This is a genomic window from Noviherbaspirillum sp., from assembly GCF_035254685.1.
GTDB lineage: Bacteria > Pseudomonadota > Gammaproteobacteria > Burkholderiales > Burkholderiaceae_D > Noviherbaspirillum.
Genome location: NZ_DATFAI010000023.1, coordinates 258617 through 271386 on the forward strand (window position 1 = coordinate 258617; position 12770 = coordinate 271386).

Consider the following 12770-nt stretch of genomic DNA (forward strand, 5'->3'; position numbering starts at 1 on the left):
ACCGTTAGCCTAACGCTCCAGCTTTCCAGCAAGCTTCCAAAGTTCCCGCACATCGGTGTTACTCGCCATGTAGCGACGAATCGAACTCGCCTTTATCCCCAGTCGGAGCGACATTTCCGAATAGGACATTCCCTTTGGCGCCAATTCCTGTATCGCACGGGTTCCTTCCGTATTCAGTACACGTGGCCGAGCCGCGAAGCTAAGCTTGTCCTTATGTGCCTGTCTTACTGCTTGCGACAGAGGAATACGAAGGTTTTTGGCGGCAGCGCTTACAGACAGTTTCTCCGATTCCACCAGGTAGCGGAGTGCATCTTTCCAAGCCCCGCCAATTTCCTTCCCGACCAGACGGACATCGCAATCATTCTGCTGAAGTTGCCAGAAGGCTTCGGCATAGGACGCGAAAAACAATTCAGGCGACTCGAAAAGAAACGCAATTAATAACAAGTGCTTCAGAGGATGGCGAGTGCCCGGGTACTGTCGCATTAATACCCCGAGCATTCCTCCGTGTTCCAATTGCGCCCCAAGAACGATGTCAAAACCAGGCAGTTTGGCAAGCTCTCGGTAATACTCATAGAACGCTTTCCGCAATGTCGAGAAACGGATCGACCCGTCTGGAGCCATCCATCCACGGCGTTGGACGCCGATGAGATAACAGACCCTCAGTGCTCCAGAGCTGAAATGGCCATGGGATGATTTGCATATGGCGGAAGACAACTTGAAAAGCATTCTAAGCTTATGTTTTGCGCTCTGAGCTAGCCGAAAAGCACTCCACTCATCTTTCTGAACGTCTTCTGGCAGCACCCATTTTTGTGCCCGGACCCGCTTGACTCGCAATGGTACGTACTGGAGCACCGAGCCGTGTCGTTCACAGATCCAAGACGAGGGCCATTGATGCTCTACACGCCAAATCGCTACGCCATAGTTCTGAATGTCGCGACGCATGCACTTCTTACATGCTTTCAGTAAATGCGGGAAGCTTACGCGGCTTGGCATGATTCCAAGGGAATGTCCAAGGTCGCGCTTCAACACCCCCTGCATCTGCGCTTCAATGTGTACCTGCATTGTTTCACTAACAAAAGGCCGGTAAAATCCCCACACAGTGCGTTCGCGGGACAGCTTCGGTGCATCACCGAGCAGCTCGCCCGTTGCCTTCGAAAATCGCTGTAGATTGCCGGGGAAATCAGTACGAAACCCGGCGACACGGTCGGCAAATAGCAGCAAGCTTGTATCGGTGGAATAAAGATGGCCGCTCAGAAAATGGAAACGACAGACCAGGCTATACAGCGTTTCGCTTCCATAAAACGCGGGCAAGTACGACAAGGATGCCGGGAGGCTGATGGGGTTCATTATAAATCCGCATTCCCATTGTTCTCCCGTTGATGGTCAGACCCGGGACCAGTTGCTACCAGCCGCAAGGTGTTCTCCCTGTAGCATGCACGTCCGACAGGTCGAATATACTTTCCTGGGCAAGGCCCCTCCCAATCCCGCGCAATTCCCAGAGCAGTAAGAAGACTATCTATTGGAGTGTCAATACTGGCGTAAGCCGGTAGACTCGGCTCAAAATATCGATACACTTCGGTCATCCGATAGTAGTCAACGCCACGACGAATTTTATTTGACGCAGCCAAATCTCCGCGATACAGCCGCGCCATCCATATCAGTCTCCTGGCATAGAAATGCCAGACTGATTCGATACTGGACTGAAGAGCGGCATAGGCCAACGGACATGTAGCACTGTCAATGTTCTGGCGGATTCCTGCCTCAGCTTTCAGCCGATTCATTGATATGCGAAACGGCTTTTCCGCACTTGCGTACAGCCTTACCGCCTCCTCCGTAATTCGACTGGCCCACTCCCCATCTGCTTTGTTCAGCGAACATGACCGTGACGCTGTTCCCTGCTTGGAATTCAATCGTTTACGCCGTTTGGTAATTGCGTCGCGCAACCGTTGCACGCTATCTGTGGCGTGCTTCGCCAAAATTTTCATGTCGCCGTAACGGCGCTTCCAAAGGCTTTCGACGTCGAGATCTTGCTCAACGGCATACGTAACAAGTTCATTGAACCGTTCTTGAGCGGCAGCTTTCCGCAACTCCTTAATCGAACGATCACTACTTACCTCGGTGCGGCGACGCTCCAGTTGATCATCCAGCTTCCCTGCCTTCAAGAGACGGAGTTGCTCAATAAATGACGGCGCATCCTCAAAAAGCGTCATCGCAACCAGTAGGTGACGAGTGAACGGAGCCTCGTTACATTGCATCTGAATAATGTGAAACCAGCTATGCTTGCGTGACACAGGATCGAAATCCGGATCAACCCGACCGAGGACTGTTTTACCAAATCGCTGGCTGATGGCTGCGGCAAGCATTGCACGATCTACCAGCGACTTTCTAGAAAAACCCATTGACACTGCTCGGTGTCGATATAGCTGGGCCAACTTTTGTGACGGCACTTCAATCGGCGCAGCATCTAGCAGAGTTTTCGCGAAGACCGCGTATTCGATCTCAATCTCCGGAGGAACACCGTGTTCTTGCCCTGCCCCTTGTATCGGGAATGCGTTGCAACTGACGCACCCCTTCCACGGGGTCAACGAGAATCCATGAGGAGGCTGATATGGGCACCCACAGTGCGAGCACTTATTGGCTAGCCAAGTTCGATGCTTCCAACAGGCAGCAACACCCGGAATGTTGTGTGACCGACGGATGATCGGCCATCCGAAAGTTTCCTCATCCTCAGCGAGACACTGCAAGCAAAGCTGGGTCTCGGGGGCGTTCTGCTTCCACTGCGCGTTGCTGGAGATGGCGGCATACACCTTTTTGTTACCATTAGACACACTGTGTGAACCGCCAAATTGCTGGTATAGCGGCATCAAGGTGCTGCGTTGATAGAGATCTACCAACTGACTCAAATAATCACCAGGAAGCTTCTTTGCCAACCGGTCAAGCCGAGATGGAAGCGGTACTCCCAACACGAAAGGTGCTGAATTGAAGATGCGACGGTATGTCATATCTTCCCCGCGGTAGCCTTCGAGCACATGAAAACGACCTACCCGTGAATCAATCCGCTCGTCAGCTTCGCCATACGGAAAACAGGTGACGCCGTGACTTGAAGACTGAGATGTTTGGTCCAAATTATTTGACGGCCCGTTGCGTTGAGCCCCAGCATATGCGGTCATCAAGCCTCCTGAGAGTGTGCTCAAATTGGCGAGTCAAGCATTCTTCTTCCGAATTGCTTCGAACCCGGAAATGAGAGACTTTTGTAATCCATTGCCACGAATGTCATCAGGATTCAAGTCCTGCTTTGCCTGCTTGCGCCTCTCCTTTTGACGGCTCTCTTGAGTACGCTTGCGCTGAATGCGGCTCTTATCCCTTTCCGGTTTGGGGCGTTGCTCAGCTGCGCTCCCCGATTCCGTAAATTGATTCGCTTCGCCACTTTCTGTGACCTGCTTACCTGACCGTCCGGCAGTAGACGCTTTCGGCTCTTTCAGATGGCCCCATTTTTTGCCGTAGTATTCCCAGTCAATGTCGGAAAAATGACTCAGCAGTTGATGATTCTTGTCACGAAACCCAGCAATAATCTGTCGATCCCGCTCCCCAAAATCCGATCCAATGAACGCCATCTCCAAGTCTGCCTCAGACACTGCATTCCGCTCCGCTTCGAGTGCTAGCCTTTGCGCTGCGATCCAGCATCTACACGCATAGTCACGAATGCCGCCCGAAAATTTGAACAATACGTCCGGCCGCATAAACGATCTGTCTTCCTGATTCGGCATGACGCAAAATTTCCAGATTGCAGGCGTCAGGCATTCCTCCCAGTCCCAGTCGTCGACCGAATGCGGATCCATTGAGATGACGCCGCCTGCGCTCAAGCGCCGAATATCCTGAGAAAACTTTTCAAGTGCGGCAAATCCCAGCTGATTGCCAATCAGCACAGTGGGGATACCGAAGTTCAGCAGCCGAAGGAAAAAAGTGGCGGCAAGCGTTCCTCTAGGGTTATCCGAGAAATTCCGAGACTGAATTTCATCGATAACTAGCAAGCCAACACCATGTTTTCGTAAAAGAATACCGATGCGTACCGCCAATTTTTCATTGGTCAGACTCGTCAAGCTTTTATCCGACGAGTAGCCAGTTTCAATGGCTTCGTCAAGGCTACAAAGTATTTGAAACAGTAGCCCGCCAAGCGAGCCGTCGTGGCTCATCGGCACAAATAACCAAACTGCCTGACGAATATGCGTCCAGCCCGCAGCCTCAGAGGCATTGTGGTCTACTCTCTGCGGTATGAGCTTCAGTGCCCTTTGGATTTCGTATGTTTTGCCGACACCCGTCGGGCCTTTCACGGTCATGCCCATAGCGTAGGTCGAAAACCACGGTAATTTACTCATTTCTACGCCAGAGTTGCGTGCCAACGTCATTGTGAATTTGCGTACACCCGCATTGGTTGGATCCATCGACTGCAATCCACGGCTCAACATTCTGCATATCCTGCTTGCGATATCGACGGCGGTGGTCGTCGGCTCAAACATTTCGTCTTGCATTCGATCAAGCAGTTCAAACCGCTCCTGAATAGACAAACTTTGGATTGGAGTTTGCCCCAAAGGAGACGAGTTCAGCCGCTCTTCCAAGGAGGAGGTTTGCAAATAATCCTTGACACATTCATAGAATGGATTTGCTTGCTTGACGCGCCGCGGTTCTGCCAGTGGACTATCCATTATCATTTCCTGCTTCGATGATATTGGCTCAGACGCTTCCTGAGCACCTGTTGACGGTCCAGCGGTATGACGTTGCTTAGATTTAGTTCGGGTTTGATTGCCTCGCCTGTGCGAGCGGCACTCGACGTATCGTCAGTAGGTGCGTGCGCTGCGTGAGACGCGCTTGAGCGAGCAGGCTCGTCAATTTCTCTATTATTTACTGTGCGCTCCGCGGCAATTTCAAGGCTCCTACGCTTTTCTTCTGCCTGATTCTTGCGCACACTGCTGCGGTCGGTGGATGGTTTCTTCTGAACCGCCTGTTGCATCTGTTCGCGCTTACGCTCCTGCCTGGCGCGTTCCTGCTCTTCCTCCCGATACGCGCGCATGTCAGACAGATCTTGGTCTATCTTGCTAGCGGTCTGGACGGTTTGAAGGCGATTCGAATCCCTTAACGCGCACAGATCAGGGATGCTGCCCTCATGGATCATTATTACGTCGTCAGACGTGTTTTTTAGCTCGTGGACGCCATGAATGTCCAGCAGGTAGGCCTTCGATAGATCCTCTGGGTGGGCTTTGACCGTAACATGCTTGTTACCGCCGCTTAATGCTCTGCGAATCAAACCAGACGTCGCCAGGTAACTGTCATTGAACTGTGCATGGGGCAGCAGTTCCACTGCCTTGCCCGTTCCCGGTCGATGGAGTACCAACCCGTTTCGTTGGACGGATGCGGTAAAACTGGGCAGTAGCTTGGCCTGCAACAGTACAGGGTCAATTCTTCTGCGGCGTACAAGGCGATTATTCTCATACCACCGGAAAATTGCAATACGTGTCGGTTCAACGTTGGCGCGCAACATCTCTGTCGTCAGTAAGTGAGGAACCCGTTGCTGCGTATTAGCCCAATACATCCATCGTAACAGGAGCCGCACGTACTCGAAACGCGTCAACAGCGCGTTCTTGATAGGCAATACTTCTCCACGCCGTGCGGCTCGTCCGAACGTGGCTCCTTCTAGGTGGTGATCCAGCCGCCGGTGACGTTGATGATGACCAGACTCCGAGACCGAGTTGCGATCCGCACGGGTGCTTTGTACAAATTCAATCGAACCGCCAAGCGTCTTCACGTTCGCGTCGATGCCCTCGATGCTTCGCAGTTCGCCGTTATCGCTATATAACTTCTGAAAGAATAATGGTGGAAAGGCTTGTGGATCGAGATAAGGCAGGTCATATCGCTTGAGCAGCTCTGTCTTATCGGTCGCGGCACACAAGATGGCCAGATTTGCATCTGCAGTGCTGACGCCACCGATGGCAATATGCCACCCGCAATATATTCCTGTCCGGACGTCGCGTACCAGAATGCCACGCCCCACTCCAATTGGGCATATACGACTGAAAATAGCGTTGAGATTCACATCGATGGGAGACGCGTCAATGGAGCCGACCTGCCCTGCAGCAACGATTCCATCAGTTGCGGATCCTATAAGAGGACGATAGTCTCGTTCCCATTTACCTTCGCCCATCAATCGCCGTGCCGCGGCGAGTTGTTCGTCATTTTTTGGACCGTGGTAAACAAAGTTTGCATACGTTGGTCGCACCTCGGCCGGCAAAAGATTTGGCGTCCATACACCATGTTTGAGCTCGTAACCGCTGCTGTAAAAGACGCCCATCGTCGCCAGATATGCCTCTTCACGATTGGTTCCCGATCGCATAAATAACAACCATCCGTCAGCTAGGTTCTGCCGATCCTCCCATGTAAGCGCTTTTCCCGCCAACGCCTCATTGCCCGCTTTGGCAGCAGCATTTTTTCGACCGAGTTTCTTTTCATTAGCTATACGTGGTTTTCCAGGAGCGCCCTGTCGCGGCGTGTTGGACAACAGCGCGTTGGGGACGCTGCCGAAGGCGAGATATCGATGAAGCGCATCCTTCATTTTTACCGGGTGCTCGTTAAGCTGCCTGGCTAACCTCGTCGCCTCCCTATCCAGCTGAAGGAAAACGTCTACATCTTCCTCTTCTGCACGCTTGATCAGTGGTTGAATCAGCTTTAACTTGCTTTCCCTGGATTCCAACATGGGAGAATCTTTGTCAGCGTCTCGCGGCGGATACGACTTTCTAATATCGTCGTCACTCCAGTTCCACCATCCCGGCAGAGCAATAGTGGTCTCACGTATCGTCCCCTCATCGATCTCTTGCAACAATTTGGACCAAGTTTTTTCAACGAATCCAGGACAGTAGTAGTTGGGTTGCTTGCTGCCTTCCCGCTTTCGTGGACCGCTGGTAATTTCAATGAGGACCGCTCTGTCGGTAAGTGGACAATGAGCCAATAAACGAAAAAGAACCGGCGTCGTTACTTTGCCGGCCAGTATTGAGAGAATGGCGCCATTCTGAATCATACTAAGACAGGAAAATTTCTTTCTGTAGGGCCGTGCGCAATGCTCTTCCTCCTTTCTTAATCGGATAGGAAACAAGTAATGGTTTGGTAGGATCAATGTCAATGGCTTGTGTCCAACAGCAGTGCTGGAATAGAAGCCACGCTGAGTCGAGGTCGAGGCGCAGGCGAGAGGCGGCGGCTTGTACAGCATCGGAGACCGACTCCGAAGATTGGGCCATGACGATGTCCGAAAAGTCCGGCGCTCGCCCAACCAAAGCTGAATCTGGCAGACAAGCCGCGTCCATCCACCATTCAAGATATCCAGCCATGAACGTCGGAATCAACGCCGAAGTCGAAACCCGGTATGCAGCACCGATTTCCCCGGCATAGCGGCGTTCCAGTTCAAGCCGCTCAAGAGTTCTCCATTTGACATCGTCATCTGGATTAGTAATCGGTTTTGATGACAACATCAGCAGCTTCTCCTGACGGTCGACTTCTATAGTAGCCGCGATGTCTATCGTAGCAACGTAAGGCTGACGGGACCCGATCTCGCATCCATGGTCAATTCCCGCCTCATCGGCAATTGCCAACAGCCCCCTGGACCAAGGCCTTGTGCCGCTATATTCGTTACTGTCGAGCGGATGAGGGTGAGCAGTTGGCCAAATCGGATATTGCTCTCGCAGATCCTTCACGCCCAACCAGAGAAGAAGTAATGCTGTGTGGTATTCCCCTCGTGAGAAAAAGTGCCCAACACGACCTAGCGGTGCCAATGTTGTGACGACTTGATTGGAATTTGGCGACGGATTCTTCCTGCGTATTTGCAGCCACGGCTGATAGTGAGGTCCGCTGCCTTGACCGTATCCAAGCACAATCGTTGATATAGCTTCTCGTATGTCATGCCGCGTATACGACGAGCTTTTTCTTTTGGTTCGAGCGGTTGGAAGTCTGGCATTCCCGCGCCATCCGGATTTCCCGAATTCAAAGAGCTGGCACCAAAGCACTGTATAGCTACGTGGGCATTGATCGACGCTTGCATGCGTTGACCTCACGGTGATTTTGATAGGGAATTCGATAATCTTCCGGATACGCACAAATGAGCCGGTACGAATCAAATGGTCAGCCAATGAAATGAATGTATCCCGATTGAATCTCGCTACTTTTGATAAATTTCAATTGTGACTTTGCTGACGGTATCAGCGACTTGATAGCTATCGCTTTGCTACCGATAACTGAAACTTGGTTGCCGCAGCGTTGTTTCACCGTTTGACCGGATGAAGTAACGGCCCAACCTGCAGCGACTGCTTTTGAGGATATTGCAAAAGCCAAGGACTGCCGCTTCTGGCCTATAACTGCACGCCGGCAAGTTTTTGTGAACGGAAGCTTGTTTACGAAAGCTGCCAGTCGCTGAAGTATATTGACTGGCGACAATCGGCCATGAGCGGACATCCGTTGCGACAGCATAACCGGCCGGTTCAGACAAAACACAGCCATTCGTATTCTGGCATTACTTGGTAAATCAATTTAGTTTCGGCACTCTTACAGAGTTTGCTGTTTTCCAAGGGAAGATTTGGATTGTCCAAGGTTAAACATGCCACCATATACCAATGCCGTTCATATCGCCTATGGATGCACGTTCGTTTGGTTGAATCGGGCGGGGGATGGCAATGCTGGTCCAGTATTCCAACTTCTTGTCGGTTCCCCATCCTTTCAAATGACAGTAAACCGATCCAGCCACTCGCTGGCCGTATGGGCCGGAAGCGGTTTGGAGATGTGATAACCCTGAATCGTGTCGCATCCCAGCTCGCTCAGGATTTCGACTGTCGACTGATTTTCGACACCTTCTGCAACGGTCGTGAGACCAAGATTTTTCGCCAGGCTAACCGTCGAACCGACCAGCGTGCGCGCGTCATCTGAATGGAAAAGGTGCGCAACGAAGAACTTGTCGATCTTGAGCTCTGAAAAAGGCAGTTGCGATAGTTGGCTCAGAGTCGAGTAGCCAATGCCAAAATCATCGATAGCCACCTGGAATCCCTTGATACGCAGTCGAGTAAGGATGTCTGCTGTCTCATGAGTATCCTTTATAGCACTCGATTCCGTGATTTCCACTACGACTGCGGTTCGGTCGACCTGGCGTGCATCGCATTCATTCGCAATGAAATCCGCAAAACCGATATCTCTCAGACTTTTCGCCGATACATTGACTTCCAGAATGATGTCATGCCGGGTGCGTACGTTACGCAGCCAGTCTAGGCCTGTCGAAATGACCTGTTGACTTATGTCATCGATCTTTCCCAATGACTCGGCAGCCGGAAGAAAGTGATCTGGGTAGACAAGGCCGATGTCAGGGACTTGCCATCTCACGAGTGCCTCAAACCCCATGACACGGCCATCGGTTAACTGGATCTTCGGTTGGTAATGGACCACGAACTCCTCCCTTGCGAGAGCGCGATCAAAATCCTTCGCAGCGAGCGCCAAGCCTGGATCCGGCGATCTCGCATCGATGGCCCCTGACTCCTTCCCCGGCATCTGCAACAGTTCGCGCAGGATCTGGGGCTTGAAGGGCTTTGGGAGAACGCCCGCAATATCAAGTCCACGCTCGGCAGCCGAACGACTGGCTGATTCAAGTACCCTGACCCCCAAACCGCTGGTGATAATAATGCGTGCGCGACAGCGATGATTTGCCAGGCGACGCAGCACTTCCACTCCGTCAACAGCGGGCATCACCAGATCAAGTGCAATATGGGATGGTGCCCACGAGCCGAGTTCTGCAAAAAACTGTTCGGCATCAACGCATATGCGCACGACAAACCCTGCTTTTTGTGCAACCAGGCCAATCATTTTCCCCATTTCCGTGTCATCGTCGAGAATGAGCAGGCGGTTCTCATGAATCATTTTTTGCCTTAAGGTGGAACTGCGCCGATGCTCATGTGCCTTTGGGGCAGTGTGCCAAGCATATTTGACAGTTCATTAAGCAGTGAGCTGATTTGACCGGTAAAAGGAGATGCTGTTCAGAATATCTCCGCCAGTGATGTGATTGAAACTGCGCTGTCGAATCAGGTCAGGAAAGCACTGTCTAAAATGGTTCGGCATGTATTGATGCAACACAGGTGGAATTTGAAACTCCGTTGGCATCTGCTCATTCTTGTCCTGCTTACACTTCTGCCAATGGTGACGCTGGCATTAGGCCTTATATACTGGAATGCACAGATTCAGCGCAAGTACGTCGAAGAAAGCATGCTCCAGACGATACATGCGGTCACCTATGCGCTCGACCAGGAACTTCAGGCCAGTGCTGCTGCGCTGCAAAGCTTGGCGTTTCTGGATTCACCTGCTCAATCTGGACAGCGCCAATTCGAGGACCAGGCAAGGGCGATGGGGGCCAATCATCAAAACTGGTCGGCTATTCTGCGTACAAGCGACGATGGGAAGTCCGTTTGGTTCATCTGGCCGGGAAAAAGGGCTCTAAACCCCGGACAACCTGTGGCGGTCACAACGGAAGGCAAAGCGAAACAACTGGCTGTTTCCAACTTTCTACGGAAAGAAGTATTTGGCGCGCCGGCGGCACTTGTCTATGTACCTGTGCCGGACCACGCGAATGACAAATCTCGCGGTACGATCGGAGCACTCATACAAAGTACTTACTGGACCCGCTTCCTGCAATCGCGGGCAATACCTCCCGGCTGGGTAGCGGGAATCATTGACCGGCAAGGAATTGTTATCGCCCGGTCGCGGGGTGCCGAGCAGTTTGTCGGAAAGCCGGCTCCAGGATGGGTGCGTGAAGGAATCGTAAAGTACAGCGAAGGAAAGCTGGAAGGGCCAGCGTTTGAGGGCAACCACTCGCTTTGGTATTCAGCCGTTCGGCTGCAAGCGGCTGGACAGTGGCATTTGCAGCACCCACTTCCGTGTTCGAGAAACCTCTGCATGAAGCAGCGGGGTTCACACTCGGAGCAGGATTTCTCCTTGCTGCCGTCGCAGGCGGACTTGCGTTGCTCTACGCGCGCCGAATCACGAGAGCCATCAGCATCCTTGCCAGCGGTTCTTCCGAAGCCAGGCCCGCCGGCATACATTCGTCATACCAGTCGACACCGATACATGAAATCAACATGCTTTATGACGCTCTCGTGAAGGCTCGGGACGACATGGCTGAAGCCGCGGCAGCCAAATCCCGCGCAGAAGCTGCGGAAAAGCACGCCTCCGAAATCGCTGAAGCAATGAAAAAGCAACAAGAGTTGGAGGATCAGCTGCGAAGAGCGCAACGGATGGAGGCAATAGGCCAGCTTTCCGGCGGTATCGCGCACGACGTCAACAATCTGCTTTCCGTCATTCTCGGCTATGTGGACATGGCGAGCGAGGAGACCAGGGACAACCCGGAAGTAGTTGCCATGCTTGCGGAAGCGGCTGAGGCCGCGCAACGTGGTGCGGAACTCACGCACCGGCTGCTTGCCTTTGCACGACAACAGTCGCTGCAGCCAAGAATGATCAGTATGAATATATTGATTTCGGAATTGGCACCGGTGCTGCAGCGAACGCTCGGCGACAACGTCGCGGTGCAATTGAATCTCGACAAGGACTTGTGGCTGGCCGAAGCTGATCCCTCGCAACTCCAGGACGCGCTGCTCAACCTATGCATCAATGCGCGTGACGCGATGCCCAACGGCGGATCTCTCATGATCGCAACTGCCAATATTTCCCTTGATGAAAGCTACTGTGCTGAAAATGTGGAAGTCGTTCCAGGTGACTACGTGATGATGGCGGTGACGGACACCGGAACCGGCATGCCAAAAGAAGTGTTAAGCCGTGCGTTTGAACCATTTTTCACGACGAAAACGCCGGATAAAGGAAGCGGCCTCGGCTTAAGCATGGTCTACGGTTTTGTGAAGCAATCCCGTGGGCATGTGAAGATCTACAGCGAGGTCGGGTACGGGACTTCAATCAAGATTTACCTACCGAAATCAACTGCAAAAGTGCATGCCCCGGAACGTGAAGCGATCACGATATCGACACCACCTGTTGGTTCGGAAACCATACTTATTGTTGAAGATAACGACGCGCTTCGCCGCGTGGCAAAGCTTCAGTTAAGCGAGATGGGTTACAAAATTCTGGAAGCGTCGACTGCGCGAGATGCTCTCCACCTTATCGAAGCGGGCCAGGAAAAAGTGGACATCGTTTTCACCGACATCGTCATGCCCGGCGGAATGAACGGTTTTCAACTGGCTGAAGAAATATCCAGAAAGCGTCCGCAGGCTCGCATCCTGTTCACCTCGGCTTTTGCGCTCAAGGCCGGCACCCCCGCAGAGGGGCTGTCGGTCAACACGAATTTCATTGGGAAGCCGTATCGGATGCAAGAGTTGGCAAGGAAGATCCGAGAGATCCTCGACAAACCAGTCGTATTGTGACTTTTACGTCGCAGAAATGATCAACTTGTCTTGCCATTGTTTTTCCGTAATCGGCAAATGACTGTTTTGTACTCACTGCAGTCTTAACCAGCGCCCATACTGAAAAACTGTTATGGGTTGAAAGTTCGGCCAAAGAGAACGTTGGGGGCGTCTCAAGCGGACAGCGAGGCATGCCGGGTCTGACAATACGGATCGTCCATATGGTTACTCAGTCCATCTCGATGCATTGGGAAATATGAACAAGGGGAAGACGTTCGCTGTCTCAAGAATTCTGGCGTCAATTACTTCAGCCAGCCGGCCTTTTACGTCAAACTCGTCTGAAGTTACCCA

The 12770-nt window shown here is 52.3% G+C and carries 8 protein-coding genes; 2 read left to right on the forward strand and 6 right to left on the reverse strand.

Annotated features, from left to right (window positions below; genetic code table 11):
- Nucleotides 1-9: 9 nt before the first annotated feature.
- From VJ698_RS11375 to VJ698_RS11400, 6 genes are all read right to left on the reverse strand, one after another.
- On the reverse strand, nucleotides 10-1347 hold the full coding sequence (locus VJ698_RS11375) for a TnsD family Tn7-like transposition protein (RefSeq protein WP_324102865.1): 1338 nt from the start codon (nucleotides 1345-1347) through the stop codon (nucleotides 10-12).
- A complete protein-coding gene (locus VJ698_RS11380) occupies nucleotides 1347-3170 on the reverse strand; it encodes a TniQ family protein (RefSeq protein ID WP_324102866.1) in 1824 nt (607 codons plus the stop codon). Before VJ698_RS11380 ends, VJ698_RS11375 begins: the two co-directional genes overlap by 1 nt.
- Before the next feature lie 33 nt (nucleotides 3171-3203).
- On the reverse strand, nucleotides 3204-4703 hold the full coding sequence (locus VJ698_RS11385) for an ATP-binding protein (RefSeq protein WP_324102867.1): 1500 nt from the start codon (nucleotides 4701-4703) through the stop codon (nucleotides 3204-3206).
- 2 nt (nucleotides 4704-4705) lie between these two features.
- On the reverse strand, nucleotides 4706-7066 hold the full coding sequence (locus VJ698_RS11390) for a hypothetical protein (protein ID WP_324102868.1): 2361 nt from the start codon (nucleotides 7064-7066) through the stop codon (nucleotides 4706-4708).
- Nucleotide 7067: 1 nt separating this feature from the next.
- Nucleotides 7068-7634, reverse strand: coding sequence for a hypothetical protein (locus VJ698_RS11395; protein WP_324102869.1), 567 nt, complete (start codon nucleotides 7632-7634; stop codon nucleotides 7068-7070).
- 1117 nt (nucleotides 7635-8751) lie between these two features.
- On the reverse strand, nucleotides 8752-9936 hold the full coding sequence (locus VJ698_RS11400) for an EAL domain-containing response regulator (protein ID WP_324102870.1): 1185 nt from the start codon (nucleotides 9934-9936) through the stop codon (nucleotides 8752-8754).
- A 222-nt stretch (nucleotides 9937-10158) separates the two neighbouring features.
- Here VJ698_RS11400 and VJ698_RS11405 point away from each other — a divergent pair, with 222 nt between their 5' ends.
- Both VJ698_RS11405 and VJ698_RS11410 read left to right on the forward strand, forming a co-directional pair.
- Nucleotides 10159-11169 (forward strand): hypothetical protein, encoded by a 1011-nt coding sequence (locus VJ698_RS11405; protein WP_324102871.1) that lies wholly within the window; start codon nucleotides 10159-10161, stop codon nucleotides 11167-11169.
- The gene (locus VJ698_RS11410) at nucleotides 11148-12440 is read left to right on the forward strand and encodes an ATP-binding protein (RefSeq protein WP_324102872.1); all 1293 of its coding nucleotides are present in this window, start codon (nucleotides 11148-11150) and stop codon (nucleotides 12438-12440) included. The genes VJ698_RS11405 and VJ698_RS11410 overlap by 22 nt, the downstream gene beginning before the upstream one ends.
- Nucleotides 12441-12770: the final 330 nt, after the last annotated feature.